Origin of the sequence: Streptomyces sp. NPDC008313 (genome assembly GCF_042956125.1) — a bacterium.
GTDB lineage: Bacteria > Actinomycetota > Actinomycetes > Streptomycetales > Streptomycetaceae > Streptomyces.
In genome coordinates, this window is the sequence record NZ_JBIBFR010000005.1 from 319,384 (window position 1) to 339,493 (window position 20,110).

Here is a 20,110-nt window from a genome sequence, read left to right on the forward strand (position 1 = left end):
TTCGAACTTGTCCCGCGGGCGCTCCGCCCCGTGCCGAAAGCAGCCACGCTCATGCCCAACGCCCGTTCCACCAGCCTCACCCGCCGCGGCATCCTGGCCGCGGGCGGCGCCCTCGGCCTCGGCGCCGTCCTCGCCGCCTGCGGCGACGACGACGCGAAAGGCGGCGGCGCGAAAGGCGGCGGCGCGGGCAGCGGCGCCTCCGAGACGGCGAAGCCGGGCCCCTGGTCCTTCAAGGACGACCGCGGCAAGACCGCCGAGGCCGACAAGGTCCCGGCGAACATCGTCGCCTTCACCGGCGTCGCCGCCGCCCTCTACGACTACGGCATCGAGGTCAAGGGCGTCTTCGGCCCGACGAAGACCAAGGACGGCAAGGCCGACGTCCAGGCCGGCGACATGGACGTCAGCAAGCTGACGGTCCTCGGCAACGAGTGGGGCCAGTTCAACATCGAGAAGTACGCGGCCCTCGCGCCCGACGTCCTGGTCTCCACGATGTTCGACGCCGACACCCTCTGGTACGTGCCCGAGGAGTCCGCGGACACGATCCTCGGCCTCGCCCCGAGCGTCGGCGTCTCCGTGTACGACCGCCAGATGACCGAGCCCCTGCAGCGCCTGCTGGCACTCGCCGAGTCGCTCGGCGCGGACGTGAAGTCCGACAAGGTGACCAAGGCGAAGAAGCGCTTCGAGGACGCCGCCGCCAAGCTGCGCTCGGCCGCCAAGGCCAACCCCGGCATCAAGGTCCTCATCGGCTCCGCCAGCCAGGACATCTTCTACGTCTCCGGCTCCAACCTCTCCACGGACCTGGAGTACTTCAAGGCGCTCGGCGTGAACCTCGTCGAGCCGCCCGCGAAGACCCTGAAGGCGAGCGGCGGCTGGTACGAGAACCTGAGCTGGGAGAACGTCGACACGTACGACGCGGACATCATCATGATGGACAACCGCACCTCGGCCATCCAGCCCGACGACATCACCGAGGGCACCTGGAAGAAGCTCCCGGCCGTCAAGGCGGGCCAGGTCATCCCCCGCATCACCGAGCCGATCTTCTCGTACGACAAGTGCGCCCCGATCCTGGAGGACCTCGCCGCCGCCATCGAGAAGGCGAAGAAGGTCGGCTGACGCCCGCCCGCCCGTGACGCCGCCGGCCCTGTCACGACGCTCCGCGGGCCGGCACCCCGACCGCCGCCGAACCGACCGCCGACTCCGACACTCCGACTTCGACTCGCAGGAGCCATCGTGACGACTGCCGTAGCCGCCCCGTTCCGCTTCTTCTCCCTCCAGGTCGTACGGACGAGGCGGCTCGGCCCGTCCCTGCTCCGGGTCACGTTCGGCGGCGCCGACCTGCACGCCTTCGCCTCCGACGGCCGGGACCAGAGCCTCTCGCTCTTCCTGCCGCACCCCGGCCAGCCGGAGCCCGTCGTCCCGCTCGAACTGGGCGACTCCTGGTGGCAGGGCTGGCGTGAACTCCCGGACGACGTGCGGGCGGTGATGCGCTCGTACACCCTGCGGGCGCTGCGCCGCGACGACCGGGGAACCCCCATGGAGATCGACATCGACTTCGTCCTGCACGGCGTGGAGGCGCACGGTACGGCGCCGCACGCCGGGCAGGCGGGCGCCCCGGCGGGCCCGGCCTCCCGGTGGGCGGCCGGCGCGCGGGCGGGCGACCGCGTCCTGGTGCTCGGCCCGGCCCTGCGGGACAACCGGGCCATCCGCTTCCGTCCGCCCGAGGACACCGACCTGCTGCTGCTGTGGGGCGACGAGACGGCCGTACCCGCCGTCTCGGCGATCCTCGAGTCGCTGCCGGCCGGCGTCCCCGCCCGGGTCTGGCTGGAGGTCCAGCACGCCGGCGACATCCAGGACCTGGCCACCGCGGCCGACGCCGAGATCACCTGGCTCGTACGGGACGAGGCCGCTCCCGGCACCCTGGACGCCGTACGCGCCACCCGGCTCCCCGACGCCGCGCGCCCGTACGCCTGGATCGCGGGCGAGGCCGGCCACGTCAGGGAGCTGCGCCGCCATCTCGTACGCGAGCGGGGCATCGACCGCACCCGCGTGACCTTCGTGGGCTACTGGCGGCGCGGGCTGAGCGAGGAGCAGCTGCGCGAGGCGGGCTAGACGGCGCCTGGCGCACAACTGCCGCATCGCGAGGGGCGGTTGGGTGACGGGACCGAGAGGCGTACGTCACGGAAGAGGCAGGTGGGGCGGGGTCGCACGTTCAACTTAGGTTAGGCTAACCTAAGTTGAACGTCGGACCCCGCCCCGTTCGCGTCCCGCTCCGCTTCCGTCCCGCTCGGACTCTCCCCCGCACGGAGGACCCCCCATGCGCTCGCACCTGCTCAATGACACGACCGCGGAGCGGTACCGCCGCTCCGTGACCGAAGGAGTCGAGCGGGTGGCGGCCACGATCGCCACCACGAAGCAGCCGTTCACCGGTGTCACGGTGGACGAACTCGTCCCCCGCGTCGACGGGATCGACCTGGACCGGCCGCTGCACGACACCGCGGCCGCCCTCGACGAACTGGAGGACGTCTACCTCCGGGACGCGGTCTACTTCCACCACCCCCGCTACCTGGCCCACCTCAACTGCCCGGTCGTGATCCCCGCGGTGCTCGGCGAGGCGGTCCTGTCCGCCGTCAACTCCTCGCTGGACACCTGGGACCAGTCGGCCGGAGGCACCCTGATCGAGCGCAGGCTCGTCGACTGGACCGCCGAGCGCATCGGCCTCGGTCCCGCCGCCGACGGCGTCTTCACCAGCGGCGGCACCCAGTCCAACCTCCAGGCCCTCCTGCTCGCCCGCGAGGAGGCCACGGCCGGCGCCCGGACGGACAGGACGGGCGGTGACGGTACGCGCGGTGACGGGACGGACGGCGCGGGCGAGGACGCCACCGCCCTCCTCGCCCGCCTGCGGATCTTCGCCTCGGAGGTCAGCCACTTCAGCGTGAAGAAGTCGGCGAAACTCCTCGGCCTGCCCGCCCGTTCGGTCGTCCCGGTCCCGGTGGACCACGACAAGCGCATGCAGACCGTCGCCCTCGCACGCGCACTGGAGCGCTGCGAGCGGGACGGTCTGATCCCCATGGCCGTCGTCGCCACCGCCGGCACCACCGACTTCGGCTCCATCGACCCGCTGCCCGGGATCGCCGAGCTGTGCGCGCGGTCCGGCGTCTGGATGCACGTGGACGCCGCCTACGGCTGCGGGCTGCTCGCCTCCCGCACCAACCGGGACCGCCTCGACGGCATCGAGCACGCCGACTCCGTCACCGTCGACTTCCACAAGTCCTTCTTCCAGCCGGTGAGTTCGTCCGCGCTGCTGGTCCGGGACGCCGCCACCCTGCGGCACGCGACCTACCACGCCGAGTACCTCAACCCGCGCCGGATGGTCCACGAGCGCATCCCCAACCAGGTCGACAAGTCCCTGCAGACCACCCGCCGCTTCGACGCCCTCAAGCTGTGGATGACCCTGCGCGTGATGGGCGCCGACGGCATCGGGCAGCTCTTCGACGAGGTCTGCGAGCGGGCCGAAGAGGGCTGGCGGCTGCTCGCCGCCGACCCGCGCTTCGACGTGGTCGTCCGGCCCACGCTCTCCACCCTCGTCTTCCGCTTCGTCCCGCCCGGCGTGACCGACCCGGCCGAGACCGACCGCGCCAACCTGTACGCCCGCCGTGCCCTGTTCGCCTCCGGTGACGCCGTCGTCGCCGGGACGAAGGTCGGCGGCCGCCACTACCTGAAGTTCACCCTGCTCAATCCCGAGACCACGGCCGACGACATCGCCGCCGTCCTCGATCTGATCGCCGGCCACGCCGAGCAGTACCTGGGAGAGTCCCTTGACCGCGCTTCCTGAAGCCTCCGGGCACGTCCACGACTTCGTCGGGATCGGCCTCGGCCCCTTCAATCTCGGGCTCGCCTGCCTCACCGAGCCGATCGCCGCTCTCGACGGCCTCTTCCTGGAGTCCAAGCCTGATTTCGCGTGGCACTCCGGGATGTTCCTGGAGGGCGCCCATCTCCAGACGCCGTTCATGTCGGACCTGGTGACCCTCGCCGACCCCACGTCCCCGTACTCCTTCCTCAACTACCTGAAGGAGTCGGGCCGGCTGTACTCGTTCTACATCCGCGAGAACTTCTATCCCCTGCGCGTCGAGTACGACGACTACTGCCGCTGGGCCGCCTCGAAGCTGAGCAGCGTCCGCTTCTCCACGACGGTCACGGAGGTCACGTACGACGAGGCGGCCGAGGTGTACGCCGTGCGGACCGGGGCCGGTGACGTCCACCGCGCCCGCCGCCTGGTCCTGGGCACCGGGACACCGCCGCACGTCCCCGAGGCCTGCGCGGGCCTGGGCGGCGACTTCATCCACAACTCCCGCTACGCGCACCACAAGCGGGAACTCCAGGCGAAGAAGTCGATCACCCTGGTCGGCAGCGGCCAGTCCGCCGCCGAGATCTACCACGACCTGCTCGGCGAGATCGACGTCCACGGCTACGAGCTGAACTGGGTGACCCGCTCACCGCGCTTCTTCCCTCTCGAATACACCAAGCTCACCCTGGAGATGACCTCCCCGGAGTACGTCGACTACTTCCACGCGCTGCCCGAACCGACCCGCTACCGCCTCCAGGACCAGCAGAAGGGCCTGTTCAAGGGCATCGACGGAGAACTGATCAACGAGATCTTCGACCTGCTGTATCAGAAGAACCTCGGCGGCCGGGTCCCCACCCGGCTGCTCACCAACTCCTCGCTGAACAGCGCGCGCCACCAGGACGGCACGTACGTCCTGGGGCTGCGCCAGGAGGAGCAGGGCAAGGACTACGAGCTGCGCTCCGAGGGCCTGATCCTCGCCACCGGATACCGGTACGCCGAGCCGGAGTTCCTGGGGCCCGTGCGCGACCGGCTGCGCTACGACTCCCGCGGCAACTTCGACGTCGCCCGCAACTACAGCGTCGACATCACGGGCCGCGGCGTGTTCCTGCAGAACGCCGGGGTCCACACCCACTCGGTCACCTCGCCCGACCTGGGCATGGGCGCGTACCGCAACGCGTACATCATCCGTGAGCTGCTCGGCACCGAGTACTACCCCGTCGAGAAGACCATCGCGTTCCAGGAGTTCGCCGTATGAGCACGACCGCCGCCGGTGCCCCGGGCACCTTCACGATCCGCCCCCTCGACCCCCTGCGGGACGCCGGACCGCTGCACCGCTGGGTGACCCACCCGAAGTCGGCGTTCTGGATGATGGGGGACGCCCGCGTCGAGGACGTCGAGCGCGTGTACATGGCGATCGCCGCCCATGAGCACCACGACGCGTTCCTGGGCCTGCTGGACGGCGAGCCGGTCTTCCTGATGGAGCGCTACGACCCCCGGTACGTCGAACTTCCCGGCCTGTACGACCCCGAACCGGGCGACGTCGGCATGCACTTCCTGGTGGCGCCGGCCGACACCCCCGTGCACGGGTTCACCCGCGCCGTCATCACCGCGGTGATGACGTACCTGTTCGACGACCCGGCGACCAGGCGGGTCGTCGTGGAGCCCGACGTACGCAACACAGCCGTCCACGCGCTCAACGAGGCCGTCGGCTTCGTGCCCGAGCGGGAGATCGAGAAGCCGGAGAAGACAGCGTTGCTGAGTTTCTGCACCCGCGAGCGGTTCACCGCGGCGGTGACGGCATGACCGTCTCCGACGCCGTGGCCCACCTCTCCCCCGAACGCTGGGAGAAGGCCAACCGCCTACTGCTGCGCAAGGCCCTCGCCGAGTTCGCCCACGAGCGGCTGTTCACCCCCGAACCGGCCGGCGACGGGCACTACGAGGTCCGGAGCGACGACGGCCGCACCGCCTACCGCTTCATCGCCCACCTCCGCGCCCTCGACCACTGGGACGTCGACGCCGGCTCGATCACCCGGCACCGCGAGGGCACCGCGCTCCCGCTCGCCGCGATGGACTTCTTCATCGAGTTCAAGGACGCCCTCGGCCTGAGCGACGAGGTCCTGCCCGTCTACCTGGAGGAGATCTCCTCCACCCTCTCGGGCACCTGCTACAAGCTCACCAAGCCCCGCGTCGGTGCCGCCGAGCTGGCCCGCCGCGACGACTTCCAGGCCGTCGAGACCGGGATGACCGAGGGCCACCCCTGCTTCGTCGCCAACAACGGACGGCTCGGCTTCGGCGTCCACGAGTACCTGTCGTACGCGCCCGAGACCGCGAGCCCCGTCCGGCTCGTCTGGCTGGCCGCTCACCGCTCCCGCGCCGCCTTCACGGCGGGCGTCGGCATCGACTACGAGTCCTTCGTCCACGACGAGCTGGGGACGGCGGCCCTCGACCGCTTCTCGGCGGTCCTGACCGGCCAGGGCCTCGACCCCGGCGACTACCTCCTCATACCCGTCCACCCCTGGCAGTGGTGGAACAAGCTCTCCGTCACCTTCGCCGCCGAGGTCGCCCGGCGCCACCTGGTCTGCCTCGGCGAGGGTGACGACGAGTACCTGGCCCAGCAGTCGATCCGGACCTTCTTCAATCGCAGCGCCCCCGAGAAGCACTACGTCAAGACGGCGCTCTCCGTGCTCAACATGGGCTTCATGCGCGGCCTGTCCGCCGCGTACATGGAGGCGACCCCGGCGATCAACGACTGGCTGGCCGGGCTCGTCGAGAGCGATCCGGTGCTGAAATCCACCGGCCTGTCGGTCATCCGCGAGCGGGCGGCCGTCGGCTACCGGCACCTGGAGTACGAGGCCGCCACGGACCGCTGCTCCCCGTACCGCAAGATGCTCGCCGCCCTCTGGCGCGAGAGCCCGGTCCCCTCCCTCGGCGACGGCGAGACCCTGGCGACGATGGCGTCGCTGCTCCACGTCGACGACGAGGGCGCGTCCTTCGCCGGGGCGCTGATCGAACGCTCCGGACTCGGCCCGGTGGAGTGGCTGCGCCGCTACCTGCGCGCCTACCTCACCCCGCTGCTGCACAGCTTCTACGCCTACGACCTGGTCTACATGCCGCACGGCGAGAACGTCATCCTCGTACTGGAGAACGGCGCCGTTCGGCGCGCGGTATTCAAGGACATCGCCGAGGAGATCGCCGTCATGGACCCGCACGCGGTCCTGCCCCCGGCGGTCGAACGGATCCGCGTCGAGGTCCCCGAGGACAAGAAGCTCCTGTCCATCCTCACGGACGTCTTCGACTGCTTCTTCCGCTTCCTCGCCTCGGTCCTCGCCGCCGCGGGCGTCCTCGACGAGGACACGTTCTGGCGCACGGTCGCCGAGTCCGTCCACGCCTACCAGGACGCCAACCCGCAACTGGCCGACAGGTTCTGCCAGTACGACCTCTTCACCCCCACTTTCGCCCTCTCCTGCCTCAACCGCCTCCAGCTCCGCGACAACCGCCAGATGGTCGACCTGGCCGACCCGTCGGGGGCACTGCAACTGGTGGGGACGCTGAGGAACCCGATCGCGGGGCTGTAGCGGCCGCGGGCAGGAGCCGGGGGGTGCCCCTATCTGTTTCGTCAACCCCGGTGGGGTCGGCTTGTAGGGGTTGATCCTGGTTTTCGGGAACATCCCGCGAAGCGGGACGTTCCCGGCGGATCGGGTGGCTGACGGGCAGCCCGGTGGCCGGCAGGGGCGGAGTGGCCGTGCCGGTGCGCGGGCGTGATGGGGCCTGGAGGGTAGGGGTGGTGGAGTCGTCAGGCGGCGAGGCCGATGCCGCCCGGGGTGCGTGCTTCGTAGAGGGCCCCGGTGCGGATCATCGCGTGGATGACGTTCACGCGCTGGCGGGCCAGATGGAGGATCGCCTGGGTGTGGGTCTTGCCGCGTGCCCGTTGCCGGTCGTAGTAGATCCGGGAGGACGGGCCGGTTTTGCAGCCGATCGCGGCGAACGCGGCCTGGAACAGGGCGCGTTTGAGGAGCCGGTTGCCGCGATGGGGTGCGTGCTCGCCGCGGATCGAGGTGCCGGAGGACTTCGTGGCGGGGGCGAGGCCGGCGTAGGAGGCGAGGTGCCCGGCGGTGGGGAAGCCGGTGCCGTCGCCGATCGCGACGATCACGGCCGCTGTGGTCCTGACGCCCAGGCCGGGCAGGGAGGTCAGGAGGTGGAAAAGAGGGAGGGCCTCCAGCAGGGCGGCGATCTCCTGCTCGGCCTGGCGGCGCTGGGTGTGGGCGGCGGCGAGCTGGGCGGCCAGGCCGGGCACGATCAGCGCGGATGCCTCGGTGCCCGGAACGACGAGGGTCTGCTCGGCGAGCGCGTCGAAGATCTCGGTGGTGAGGTGGTGGGCCTTGCGCGAGCCGTGTGCCTTGAGCAGGGCCTCGCAGCGGGCCGGGCCGAGTTTCTTCAGTCTCGCCGGGGAGCCGTGCCGCTGGAGGAGGGCCTGGACATAGGGGTAGGCCAGGCGCGGGCCGAGCACGCGCTCGAGAGAGGGGTGGATCTGGGAGAGCAGGCCGCGCAGCGGGTTGGTGGTGCGGTTGACCTCGCCGGCCAGGTCGTTGTCGTGGCCGGTGAGCATGGTCAGCTCCGCCAGCACCTCGTCGTCGCGGTCTACTGCGCGCAGAGTGTGCGGCATGGTGCGGGCGGTCTCCGCGATCACGAACGCGTCGCGGGCGTCGGTCTTGGCCTCGCCCGGGTGCAGGTCGGCGGCCCGCCGCATCGACAGCCCGGGCAGGTAGGCCACCCGGCAGCCCGCCGCGCGGGCCACCGTCAGCGGCAGCGCGCCGATGTTGGCGACCTGGTCCACGATCACCAGAACCGTGCCGAACTTCGCCACCAGCCTGGTGAACAGCTCCAGCAGTTTCGGCTCGGTGTTGGGCAGCCGCTTGTCGTGCACGGTCCTGCCGTCCCCGGTCCGGCCGTGGGCGTGGTGGAACTCCTTGCCCAGGTCCAGGCCGAGGAAAAGATCTATCGCGGTCGTGTCGACCATGTGCGCGTGCCTCTCACCACTCGTCTCCTCAGCTCCCGGCCGTCCCTGCGGCACCACACGCCGGCAACCACGTTACGCAGACATGCCGCCCGTGAAGCGGCCCGGCATTGCGCCGGACCAGGCGGTCGTCAGGCCCCTCATCAGCGGTCAAGCGGTGCCCCGAAGCCCGGCGGCAACACCCCCCAGGTCATCCGTACGACAGGGGGCACACAGCCATACCGGACCCGGGGGCCAGGCGCCCCATTACGGGGCCACGGAAAAGGTAACGGGGCGTCCTAGGAGCCGGTCCGCCCGTCGAGGAGTTCGCGCACGATGTCGAGGTGGCCGTTGTGGCGGGACGTCTCCTCGATGAGGTGGAGGATGATCCAGCGGAGGTCGACGTGGCGGCCGTCGCGGATGGGACGCGCGGCCGTCGCGTCCAGGTCGTGGTCGGCGACCAGGCGGCGGAAGCGGGCGCTCTGCTCCTCGTACTCGGCGAGGAGCCGCGGCAGCGGGATGTCGACCGCCGTCCGCATCTCGGGGTCCGGGTCCTCGTCGGTCTCCTCGGTGAGCGGCCCCCTGAGCTCCTCGCCCAGGAAGACCACCTCGAACCAGTAGTGCTCGACCCAGCGCAGATGGCTGATCAGCCCGCACAGGGTCATCAGAGGTGAGCCCGGGAGCGGTGCCTTGCGGGCGTCCTCCGCGGAAACGCCCTCGCACTTGGCCCGCGCGGTGTCGCGGGCGTAGTCGAGGAAGGTGGCCAGCTGCGTGCGCTCGTCCCAGGCGGGAGGCGTATCGGTTCGTTGAGTCATCGCGGGGAGTTTGCCGCAGCCCGGAGCGGGTGTCGACCGAATTGATCGCAGGGAGGCACCCGACGCCACAGCCCCTCACCCGTCGTCGTCGATGTGCCCATCACGAGGCTGTTCAGCGTTCGTGGAACTGTGTGACTGTCGCTCGACTGGATCGAGTTCATGCAGTGGCGGCTCTGCGTTCATGCTCCGTCAGCGGGGGGCCGTCAAGGTGAGGTTTCTTTCTGCCCAGGTAGACCAGCGCAAGCATGTCGGGCATGAGGAGCCGGGCAGGCGGCTTCTCCATGCTCATCACGTCCAGCAGGATGCGGAGGGCGCGGGGGTTGCGCGCTCCGGCGTCGACGGCTCTGTCGATGAATCCGGCGAGGAGCTCTTCGCTCCGGGTGGGGGGCTGTTCGCTGGCGCCTGGGTAGAACACGTCCTGGCCGACGGCCAGGTTCCAGGCGTTCTCGACGGGACGGGCCGCGGCTCTTTGGATGCGCCGGGCTGTGCCGGGTGTACGCAGGTCCTGCCGTTGCAGGGTGCGGCGCAGGGCGATCACGCTCTGCGCGGCAGCGCTCAGTCCGTGGCCGTACACGGGGTTGTAGCCGGCGATGGCCTCGCCGAGGATGACGAAGCCGTCGGGCCAGCTGGCGGCCTTCTCGTAGTAACGCCTCCTGTTGGCGGTGCTGTGGGTGGTGACGACGTCGGTCTCGGGCTCGGCGTCGGCGAGGAGCTCACCGATGAGGGGATGCGGCAGTTTGAGCGCGAAGGGAACGAATTCCTCGTTGTTGCTGCTGGGGTGCCCACCGCGGGTACCGGCGAGTGTCACCAGCCAGCGGCCTCCTTCGATGGGCGTGATGATGCCGCCCCTTCCGGGGCTATGGCGGGGGTCCGCCTGGACGTTGACGATGGGGAAGTCGTCGGCGGCGGTGCCGGGAGCGCGATAGATGCGGCTGGCGTAGCCGACGCCGGCGTCGACCGTGCGTTCGGCCACAGGTCCGATGCCCAGGTTCTGCAGCCAGAGGGGGGCACGGCTTGTGCGCCCGCTGGCGTCGATGACCAGATCGGCGGGGATGGTCCTGGCGGTGCAGTCCGCGCGGATGTGGACCCCGGATACACGGCGGGCGGTGCCTTCCAAGCCTTGCGGTTCGGTCTGCTGCAGCAGGTTGATGTGCGGATTCTTCAGCACCCTGGCGCGTATCACAGCATCGAGCAGATCGCGGCTGCACAGAAGGTTGACATGGCGGGCGTGTGTGAACCGGCGGAACCACTGGCCTGAGGGAGCTTTGGAAACCAGGTCGGTCATGATGCGAGGTCGCCTGGCGTCGTGGTCGACGAGCTGATCGATGATGCCGGGCAGGAGTTCCTCGAGAGCCTTGACGCCACCGGACCACAGCACGTGGGCGTGCCGTGCCTGCGGCAGCCCTTTGCGGGGCTGCGGGCCGTCTGGCAGGCGGTCACGCTCGACGATGGTGACGTCAGCGTGGTCGGCGAGGACCGCTGCGGCGAGCATGCCCGTCATGCCGCCGCCGATGACGACTGCCGTGTGCCGACGAGCGGTGGTCCTCTCAGGCATCAGTGCTGGCCCTCTCTGTGTTGGCTGTCCGGTAGCGTCCCGCCTCGGCGCCCAGGCAGCGTGCCCATGTGATCGCTGTTCAGGTCAAGGGGCAAGAGCGCCTCCGTCGTGGTTATCGGGGAAGCCGCTGGCGGTATCGGCGGTTGCGAAGACGCCGATTGCGCTCCGGCGATGCCTCGCCCGGGGTTCTCGACCCGTCCGGTTTCGGCCGGCGCCTCGTTCGCCGCTGCCTTACCAGCAGGCCACACTAACCGGTCGTGTCAGAGAACTTGGCTGGGGGCAAGCAGCGCTTGTTCCTGCGGCGTCAGAGGAGGGCCCTGCAAAGGATGGTGCCTCAGTGGACCGACCGCGGCGGTCAGCAGCGCGTCGGGGCGCAGCAGCCGTGTGGAGGTGGCTTCCATGGCTGTCACCATCAGGGACGTCGCAGTGGGTGAAGAACCGGCGGCGGTCCGGGCCAGGCGCCTGTGGAAGCGGTGGATCACACGGTCTGTGAGGGTGGGCGTCTGGTCCAGGGCTCCCGGGTAGACGGCGTCCTGGGCCGTGGCACTCGCCCAGGCAGCGTCTGTCAGGCGTGCGACGGCGCGCTGCACGCGTCGTGCCAGGCCGGCCCGGCGAAGCCCCGTCTGCTTCAGTTCGTTGCGCAGGAGGCGGGCTGACAGGGCTGCCACGGACATGCCTTGTGCGTATACGGGGTTGTAGGTCGCGAGCGCGTCGCCCAGGACGACCAGGCCCTCGGGCCAGGCCTGAGCCTGTTCAAGGTAGCGACGGCGGTTGCCGGTGCTACGGGTGGTGGACACGTCCGTGAGCGGTGTGGCCCGTGCGATCAGCATGCCCACGAGGGGGTGAAGCATGTCCAGGGCGAAGGGAACAAAATCCTTGCCGTTGGCGGTGGGCTCGCCGCCGCGGGTCCCGCTCAGGCTGACCAGCCAGCGTCCGTTCTCGATCGGGACCAGGGTTGCGGCCTGTCCGGGCTGTGAACGGTGTGGGAGAGCCTGGATGTTCACCACGGGAAAGTTGCTGATGGATGTCGGCGCTTGGTAGACGCGGCTGGCATACACGAGGCCGGCGTCCACGTTCCGTTCCCGTATGCCGGAGATCCCCAGCGAGGAGAGCCAGTGAAGGGCGTACGAGTCGCGCCCGCTGGTGTCAATGACGAGGTCCGCCTCCAGGATCCGTGAGGCGGAGTCGCCGGTGAGAATCTCTACGCCGGTGACCCTGCGCTTGTCGCCGGTGAGAGCGACTGCCTCGGCACCGTCGACGAGCCGAATCCGGGAGTCGCGCAGCACCTCGTCGCGGACGTGCCAGTCGAGGACGTCACGGCTGCAGGCGACCAGGTAGTGAGGCGTGGGCTGCTTCCCTCGCCGGGACCAGCCCTGGGGTGTGTAGGTCACGACGCCCGAACTGAGCGGGATCTTCCGCGCACCGGCCTCAACCCAGCGGTCGGCTACGCCCGGTACGAGTTGCTCGATCACCTTCGCCCCGCCGGACCAGAGCACGTGGACGTGCCTGGCCTGGGGCAGGCCCTTCCGCGGCTCGGGCCCGCGGGGCAGGATATCGCGCTCCACGATCGTCACCGCGTCGGCGAACGGGACCGCGGCGGCAGCGGCGAGCATGCCGGCCAGCCCTCCGCCGATCACAACTGCGCAGCGCATACCGGTGCCTTCCACTGATCTAATCATGACTTACTACCTCCAGGGCTGCCCTGCGGCGGGCCTCGGCGACGACCGGCGAGGACGAGAGGGCCTGGGCGAGCTCCACCATCAGATGTGGCTGCCCGACGGACCGCAACAGAGTGGTGACCGCGGGCAGTTCAGCGCTGCGGGCGGCTGAGACCCGCACTTTGGCCACTGCGAGCATGGCCGCCTCGGCGACGATCTCGGTGGGATCCAGCGTTGCCTGATGGCTGTCCGCCCCCCGGTCAGGGTGGGGTTCGTCCGCGCCCGGCCCTTGTAGGGCGGGTGTCGGCACGCGAAGGCCTTTCCACGCTGTGCTGCTCCGCGGGTGCGAGCCGGAAGCGGTTGCATCCTGCGCGCGTGCGGCGCTGTAGACCGCCTCGCGGACCTCGATGTCGAGGTAGGGCGAGCACACCAGGACCCCGTCCAGAATCGTGATCTCCTGCTGGACCAGGCGTACTACGGGCAGGTCCCACCAGCTGGCGTCGGAGGTCGGCGTCCGCAGATCACGCATTTCCATCCAAAGGGGCCTGAGGGACTGAAGGCGTCTCCAGGCGCGAAGGTTGTCGGCCGTGGCCGGGCCGATACGGGGCAGCGCGAAGCCGGAGGCGACGGTGACTCCCGCTATCGCCACGAGGGGAGGCGCCACGTCGGTGGAGAGGAAATCCAGGTTGTGTTCGACCCGATGGGCGGCCATGGCTGTGTACTTGGTGACTTGGTACGCCAAGTCGAACATGGCGCCGATGACGATCAGGGTCAGGCCCTTGTGCGTCAGGTCGCGCACTTGCCGCAGCCAGCTGATGCACATGCTGGTGAGGGTGACCGTGGCCACCGTATGGGAGACCAGATAAAGCAAGATCATCTCACGCATGTAGGGCGTGGTCGCGTAGTACGTATCCAGATCTCGGGTCCGCTCGACAGGCGCGTGGGCCAGGGAGAAGAGGGCCACGATGCCGACAATCACCAGCGCGTAGAAGGACACCACCAGGCGGGACGCCCGGCCGACCCTGTCCGGTGGCCCGCCTCGCCAGGTGATCATCAGGACGAGATAGCAGGCGCTGAGTGCGGACATCCCGGAGTAGACCAGCGGCGCGCTGAAGTTGGCGATACCCGTGAGGCCGTTGACGACACTGATGGTGGGAGGCGCGGACAAGATGCATACGAAAGCGCCGATGAGCAGGACCGAGGCACTCGCAGCCATCAGCGGGTCGCGCCACGACCCCCTCATGGTGGACAACTTGAAGACGCCGGTGATGAGGAGAATGACGCCCGGAATGTAGAAAACAATGTCCATGGCGTCAGCGGCCTCCTGCGACGAGGGGCCCGCAGATCGCGCCGCCGCTGTGACTTGATGCGGGTATCCGGAGGGCCGGCAGCACCGGGGCTGCCGATTCAGTCGGCAGGGCGGGGCTGCCCGGACGGACCGTTGCTGCGCCTGGTGCGGCGCCGGGACCTGCAGGCGTCTGCCCTGATAAGGGCCGCGCTTGTCTGGCGCTCAGGTGAACAGGAGCGGCGGTAATGGGGTGGGTCATGTGGGGGATTTTTCGCCGTCTTCGAGCAGGAACGCTGGTGAGCCGGCGCGGACCGCCTCGACGATCGGGGACGTACGCAGCGCGAGTGAGGCTCCTGCCAGCGCGCCCCGCAGCGCCTTGACGTCTGCGTGGGAGGGAAGGCTGTGAGGGACGCAGGGCGTGTTCTGGTGGGCGGCTCGCACAGCGGCGGCAATCAATGCGGCATAGCCGATATTTGTGGCCTCGGCGACGGAGTGGCCCGCAGCTTCGGCTGCTGTCTGTGCGCGTGCGCGGATTCCGTCGTCGAACCACGGGCGTACGCGGCTGAGTCCGTCCTGGATGCCCGCCTCACGTCGGGTGAGACGGACATGGGGCGAGGAATACCAGGGGATGGGCCCGGCGAGGGCGGTCCTTGGTGACGCACTGCCGAGCTCCCGCCACAGGGGACCGAGCCGCCGGTAGATTCTCACTGCTCGCCAGTGGGAGATCAGCGCGGGCCCCATCAACGGCAGGAGAAATCCGACCGTGGCGCACGGCGCGGCCATGGCGGAAAGCAGCGGGGCCAGGGTCGTACTGAGGGCGGCCCAGTCCTGACCTGTCCAACGGGCGGCTACCGCGGCGAGTTTAAGGCCACTGAAGGTCAGGTTGAGCAGCCAGCCCACGACGAGAATCGACAGGCCGGCGCGCAGCCAACCCGTGACCTGCAGAGCCCAGCGCCAGCACAGCACAGTGGTGACGAGCGCTGCGGTCATGTGGGCGAGCAGGTACAGCACAATCATTTCGCCGATGAACGGCGTTGTCGCGTAGTAGGTGTCGAAGTCGGTGTGCCGCTCCACCGGAGCGTCACCGAGCACGAACAAGACGATCAGCGTGACGATGACCAGCGAGTAACCGGTCTGCCAGCGTCGCGAGATGCGCTGCATGTACTCGGGCGGACCACCCCGCCAGTGGACGATCAGCAGCAGGCACGAGGCGCTGAATGCGCTGATGATGCTGTAGACCAAGAGGCTGCTGAAGTTCGCTATGCCGCTGGTTTCGTTCACGGCTGTGATCGTGGGAGGAGCGGCGAAGAGGAATCCGACGGCACCCAAGGTGATCACAAGGCAGACCGACCGAATGAGGGGGTCGCGCCAGCCGCGCACCAGCCCTGGCAGCTTTACGGTCAGGCCGACCAGCAGGGCCGCGGCGGGCAGGTAGTAGTTCGAGGAGTCCACGGTTCAGACCTGGGGCCGGCGGTGTCCCAGGGATGCCCCGATGCGGCCTGCGATCCGGTCACGGTCCGTGGACGTGCTGTCGGGTTCTCCCTCCAGCCAGACGCGGACTTGGGCGACCGCCAGCAGGCCGAAGCGCTCGGCGTCCGCCTCTTCCCTCCGGTTGAACTCGGTACGTGCGGCTACCTTCCGTACCGTTTCATGGAGCTCAGGGAGGCTGGTATATGTCGAGAGCAGGCGGGTTGCGACCGTCTTGCCCACGAGGTGATTGCCGCAGTCCCCTTTCAGCATGTGCCAGACCTCATGGAAGAAGATCGCCAGCTGGTGCAGAGGAGTCGCCCGTTTGTCGACGACGATCAGGTCGTAAGCCGGGAGGTCAAGGAACAGTCCGCTTGCGGTCTGGTGTGGGAATTCCTCTTTGATGAGCAGCACCTCACGGCCCCTCATCTCACTGACGCTCGCGATCAGTGCAGCGAACAGCGCATCAGGATCCGTGGGGATGGGCAGACGTAGGCCGTCGACCAACTGGCCGATCAGGGCCCGCATCTCCCTGGCCTTGCCTCTACGCACTATTCTCCCCGCGAACCTCAGCGTGGGGCACCCGTCGCACCACATCCGCCGATCCCCACCGTGCCTGCAGAAACACCTCAGCCGAACCCGTTCGTCACCCGTGGCCATGAGCCAGACACGGCACCGCGACTGTGGCAGTGCTGCCAGCACGGGCTCGGACACGCGCAACCCAGTCTGCCAATATGTCAAACGTGGTGCCCCGTCGGCCACACCAGGATCTACGGAGCGCAACAAGCTGAGGGGTACCAAGTACCGATCAAGCGCGACTTGCCCCGGTGTGGGCCTGGCGCACCTGATGCGCTCGCAAGGCGCTGCAACCCGGTCACGCCGAGTTCAACGGCCGACGACACACATCGAGATGGGCGGTGTCGGCGTGACGCCTCTGACGGCATCCTGCCTGTACACGACTCGATTCCTCCGTCGATTAGTGAGAGTCGGAGTTCGGGCTGCCCATGTCCGTTCGCTGGGCGCCCTGCGTGTTCCTGCGCTTCAAAAGCATGTCGATCCAGTCAAACGTCAACTCGAGCTCGTCATCGGTCATTTCCGCGCCGCGCGCCGCCAGCCTCTGCAGTCCGTGAACGTTGCGCAGTCGAGCTGCCGGATTGGCGGCGTGACGCTCCAGGTCGCTCAGGACAGGCTGCAGAGCGTTGTTGAGTGCGGTTTCCGGTTCCGCCGAGAGCCATCCGTTGGGCTGACCGAAGAAGAACTTCTCGATGCCTGCCTGAGTGGAAGCCAGTGGGCCACCGGAGCGGGCCGGTCGCCGCTCCGGCTGCTGCTGGGACATGCGTGGCTCTGTTTGGTTCCGGCTTCTTCGACTGTTGACGAGATTGGACAGAGACGCACGCGACGCACCGTAAGAGGCAGCGATCTCATCGTAGGAGTGGCGGGTCCCGTCGGGACGCAGTCGCGTCTCCCTCAGATGAACGATGCGGCGGACGATCCGGTCGGTTATGTCCTCGACCGGAGGCTTCTTTTCGGCCAGGAGAAGCCCGATGACACCCTGCGGGACGCCACTTTCGATCGAGAGCCTCTCCGTGTCGAGCTCATCATCACGACTCCGCCCTTCTCCTAGGAGGGAATCGATGCGGCTCAGCGTCTCGGCGAGCGCGCAGCGCGGATCTCTCACCGGCGGTCTCCTGACGTCAAGGGGGTGTGACCTACGAGTTCACGCCTCAGACGATAGCCGGTAGCGAGGCACGCCAACCAGCCATGAAGGACACTGATGTAGCCGCACACGGCTACATCAGTTGACATCGCTTGCTACAGGGCGCGAGGATCACGACGTGACGGTCGGCCGCTCCGCGCCACGGATGTAAGACCCCCGCGCATCCCGGCGCCCGGCGCAGCCGAACCTCCGTCCGGCTGTCGGCTGCCCACCGTCCACGGGTGCAGCCGACAGCCCGGGCTGCTCCCGTCACCCCAGGCAGGAGCTGCACCGCCCGGGGAGCAGCACGGTCGGCAGTCACACAGCTGACGCAGTCTGACCCCTGACGTCCGGAGGGCGCCATCGTGCACACCACACCACGTCACCCCCTTCTATTGGTCGGTGCAGGCATCCGCGAAGACCACGCTCACAACCTCCTGCAGATCGCTGCTGCCCGCCCTCTGATCCTCGTCGACCAGGCCGCACCGGACTGGGCCCGCCCGTATCTGGTGGGTGAGATCACCACCGACGTGACGGTCGAAGCCGGAGTCGAGGCCACCGTGCGGCAGTTGAGTGGCCACCAGGCCGTGCGCGGAGTGACGACCTACCTTCCGGAACGCACGGCGCAGTCCGCTCGCCTGGCGCATGCGCTACAGCTACCCGGCAACCCACCTGCTTCCATGGTCTCGCTGCAGGATTCCTCGTGGGCCCTGCGCATGATGCGCGGCCAAGGCGTTCCCACCATCTCGCCGTACATGGCCGGCCATGAGGACAGTGCCACCGATGTCGCCCGCACGCTTGATGGGCCCGCCACGGCGACAAATGCGGCGGGTGGCGAGCCGATGCGCACAGACAGCGAGGGCGAGGCCAGGACCGCCTACCGGAGTATCCGGGCGCGCGACCCAGGAGATCCTTCCGCTGCCGCGGTGAGAGCCGACGAGTTCGGCTTGGACGGCGAGGACATCGGCGTCGAGGACGCGGTCGTCGCGCCCGACGACATCCGCGTCATCGCGATGACCCGCCAGGACACCGATCCGTGCACGGCCTCCAGCCCGCTTGGCTACAGCGTCGACGCGCATCCGCTGAGGCCGGCGAACGACATTTTGCTCCGCGGTATGAGAGGTGACGTCAGCGTGTTCAAGAGGTCAGGCCCCACCATCGGGACTGCAGCAATCTTGGCGGTCCTCTTTTCTCTGTCAGCCTGCACGGGAGAAAATGCGGAAGACGGCGATGCAAGGGCCATGAGGGAGGCGTTGCAACAGCTGCACGACGCTGGCTCCTTCAGAATGGCGGGCGAACTCCATACTGCAGAGGGAACATCCTCATTCGACGCGATGCTGGACGGCCGCGGCAACTGCCAAGGAATGATCGGCAGGGCAAAGAGCCTGCTCGTGGGGGAGCGCGTCTGGACTCATTGGGACGATTCCGCTCTGCACGAGGCTGTCCGTACCTTGCACGGCGGGCCGCTTGATCAGGTTGACCCTGCCGCACCCGAGGCAGACGACCGCGAGTGGACTGCCACCCGGCTACTGCAGGATGCCTTCATGGTCACCGATCTACCAGGCGAAAGCTCCTCCGCAGAAGGCATTGCGCCCGTGTGCAAGACGGGCCAACTGCTGGCTGGAGCCGGTCGCGCCGGTGGTGACGTCACTGCCGGACCTGCCGCAACGTACGACGGTGAACGCCTCCGGCCGCTGACCCGCGTAACAGGTCCCGTCACCGTCCGGGTTCTCATCCAAGAGAACGGCAACCACACCATCCGGCGGGCTGAGTACATCATCGACGGCGCCACCCATCTCACGGCCCGGCTCAGCGAACTTGGCAAAACGGTGTCGGTGAAGCCTCCTACAGATACCCAAACGGTGGCGGCAAGCGACGTACTGAAACTGATCGGGTAGCCCGAGCCCACTATGGCGTAGTTGCACAGGAACAGCGACGCAACTACAGCGAAGGCTGGGGGCTTACAGGAATCGGTTCTCACTGGAACCGCCGCAGCCCAGGGGGATTGGCCGCGGCGGTCGTTCAGCGTGCCGGACCGACTATCCGCCCAGCACAAGGGAATTCTCAGAGACGTGAGAAGTGGAGGCCCGGAATCACCCGCAGTGCACGTTCGTCCACTGATCACCGACAGCCGCGCCATTACCGGGCGCCGTCACCCAGCCGCTGAGTGTCACGCACTTGCCGTCCATGTGGGTCAGTTTGACCGGTCCGGCGTACTCGGTGTAGATGCCGTCGTCCGAGTCGGCCTGAGAGCCGCTACTGATACGCACCTCGAGAAGATGTCTCTGTCCAGCGTACTTCTTGGCGGCGTTCACGGCACAGTTCGTCCCACCGCTGGCGCTTGAGTAGTAGAGGTATATCGACCCCCAAGTACTTCCGTCGGTGTTCTTGATGTTGTAAGTACCGACCCGGGACCCGGTACATCCATACGCACCCTGGGGCGTCGCTGAAGCCGTGGCCCCTGTGGCTACGCCCAGACCGACAGCCGCCGAGAGAGACAACAGTCCGACCAGCGTCCTACGCATACACATTCCCCTTTCCTCGTTTACTGGCGCGCCATGGTAGACACACCCCGGGGAATGAAGGCGAGGCAAACAATTGGATTGACGTAATTGCGCCGAGTCGACCTGACCGGGAAAGCTTGGCGTGAACCGGCAGAGATGAATACGGCGAACCACGCCGGCGGAGCCCTCCCATCTATGCCGAATTGGCGTAATCGCGTCAAGAATAATGCCCCATTAGGTGTTGTTTCTTCTGTCTTGTGCGGCTGTTGCGAGTCTCCGAAATTCTCTAA

Annotated in this window: 16 protein-coding genes; 7 read left to right on the plus strand and 9 right to left on the minus strand. The window is 68.3% G+C overall.

Annotated features, from left to right (window positions below; all coding sequences use genetic code 11):
- Nucleotides 1-51 precede the first annotated feature (51 nt).
- The 6 genes from ACFY93_RS09685 (at nt 52) to ACFY93_RS09710 (ending at nt 7,419) form a co-directional block, all read left to right on the plus strand.
- Nucleotides 52-1,113 carry an ABC transporter substrate-binding protein gene (locus ACFY93_RS09685; protein WP_391355428.1) on the plus strand — a complete coding sequence of 354 codons (1,062 nt, stop codon included), beginning with the start codon at nt 52-54 and terminating at the stop codon, nt 1,111-1,113.
- A 117-nt stretch (nt 1,114-1,230) separates the two neighbouring features.
- A complete protein-coding gene (locus ACFY93_RS09690) occupies nt 1,231-2,109 on the plus strand; it encodes an SIP domain-containing protein (protein WP_391355431.1) in 879 nt (292 codons plus the stop codon).
- Between the two features lie 205 nt (nt 2,110-2,314).
- Nucleotides 2,315-3,832: a lysine decarboxylase DesA gene (gene desA / locus ACFY93_RS09695; RefSeq protein ID WP_391355434.1), complete on the plus strand. Its 1,518-nt coding sequence runs from the start codon at nt 2,315-2,317 to the stop codon at nt 3,830-3,832.
- Nucleotides 3,816-5,099: a SidA/IucD/PvdA family monooxygenase gene (locus ACFY93_RS09700; RefSeq protein ID WP_391355436.1), complete on the plus strand. Its 1,284-nt coding sequence runs from the start codon at nt 3,816-3,818 to the stop codon at nt 5,097-5,099. Before desA ends, ACFY93_RS09700 begins: the two co-directional genes overlap by 17 nt.
- Complete coding sequence (locus tag ACFY93_RS09705; RefSeq protein ID WP_391355438.1) at nt 5,096-5,647, plus strand: GNAT family N-acetyltransferase; 552 nt, start codon at nt 5,096-5,098, stop codon at nt 5,645-5,647. The genes ACFY93_RS09700 and ACFY93_RS09705 overlap by 4 nt, the downstream gene beginning before the upstream one ends.
- The gene (locus ACFY93_RS09710; protein ID WP_391355441.1) at nt 5,644-7,419 is read left to right on the plus strand and encodes an IucA/IucC family protein; all 1,776 of its coding nucleotides are present in this window, start codon (nt 5,644-5,646) and stop codon (nt 7,417-7,419) included. The genes ACFY93_RS09705 and ACFY93_RS09710 overlap by 4 nt, the downstream gene beginning before the upstream one ends.
- A 218-nt stretch (nt 7,420-7,637) precedes the next feature.
- Here the strand turns inward: ACFY93_RS09710 and ACFY93_RS09715 are convergent, their stop codons facing one another.
- From ACFY93_RS09715 to ACFY93_RS09750, 8 genes are all read right to left on the minus strand, one after another.
- Nucleotides 7,638-8,861: an IS110 family transposase gene (locus tag ACFY93_RS09715; RefSeq protein WP_391355443.1), complete on the minus strand. Its 1,224-nt coding sequence runs from the start codon at nt 8,859-8,861 to the stop codon at nt 7,638-7,640.
- A 275-nt stretch (nt 8,862-9,136) separates the two neighbouring features.
- Complete coding sequence (locus tag ACFY93_RS09720; RefSeq protein WP_391355445.1) at nt 9,137-9,652, minus strand: DUF664 domain-containing protein; 516 nt, start codon at nt 9,650-9,652, stop codon at nt 9,137-9,139.
- Nucleotides 9,653-9,809: 157 nt separating this feature from the next.
- Nucleotides 9,810-11,207: an FAD-dependent oxidoreductase gene (locus ACFY93_RS09725; RefSeq protein WP_391355447.1), complete on the minus strand. Its 1,398-nt coding sequence runs from the start codon at nt 11,205-11,207 to the stop codon at nt 9,810-9,812.
- A gap of 260 nt (nt 11,208-11,467) precedes the next feature.
- Nucleotides 11,468-12,886, minus strand: a complete 1,419-nt coding sequence (locus ACFY93_RS09730; protein ID WP_391355449.1) for an FAD-dependent oxidoreductase — start codon at nt 12,884-12,886, stop codon at nt 11,468-11,470.
- A complete protein-coding gene (locus ACFY93_RS09735) occupies nt 12,879-14,174 on the minus strand; it encodes a hypothetical protein (RefSeq protein ID WP_391355450.1) in 1,296 nt (431 codons plus the stop codon). Before ACFY93_RS09735 ends, ACFY93_RS09730 begins: the two co-directional genes overlap by 8 nt.
- 234 nt (nt 14,175-14,408) lie before the next feature.
- A complete protein-coding gene (locus ACFY93_RS09740) occupies nt 14,409-15,605 on the minus strand; it encodes an MAB_1171c family putative transporter (protein WP_391355453.1) in 1,197 nt (398 codons plus the stop codon).
- Between the two features lie 3 nt (nt 15,606-15,608).
- On the minus strand, nt 15,609-16,334 hold the full coding sequence (locus tag ACFY93_RS09745; protein ID WP_391355455.1) for a toxin-antitoxin system, toxin component: 726 nt from the start codon (nt 16,332-16,334) through the stop codon (nt 15,609-15,611).
- Nucleotides 16,335-16,596: 262 nt separating this feature from the next.
- Nucleotides 16,597-17,298, minus strand: a complete 702-nt coding sequence (locus tag ACFY93_RS09750) for a hypothetical protein (RefSeq protein ID WP_391355457.1) — start codon at nt 17,296-17,298, stop codon at nt 16,597-16,599.
- Nucleotides 17,299-17,681: 383 nt separating this feature from the next.
- Here ACFY93_RS09750 and ACFY93_RS09755 point away from each other — a divergent pair, with 383 nt between their 5' ends.
- On the plus strand, nt 17,682-19,214 hold the full coding sequence (locus ACFY93_RS09755; protein ID WP_391355460.1) for a hypothetical protein: 1,533 nt from the start codon (nt 17,682-17,684) through the stop codon (nt 19,212-19,214).
- Nucleotides 19,215-19,409: 195 nt separating this feature from the next.
- On the opposite strand, the gene ACFY93_RS09760 is transcribed toward ACFY93_RS09755, so the two are convergent.
- A complete protein-coding gene (locus tag ACFY93_RS09760) occupies nt 19,410-19,841 on the minus strand; it encodes a hypothetical protein (RefSeq protein ID WP_391355461.1) in 432 nt (143 codons plus the stop codon).
- Between the last annotated feature and the right edge of the window lie 269 nt (nt 19,842-20,110).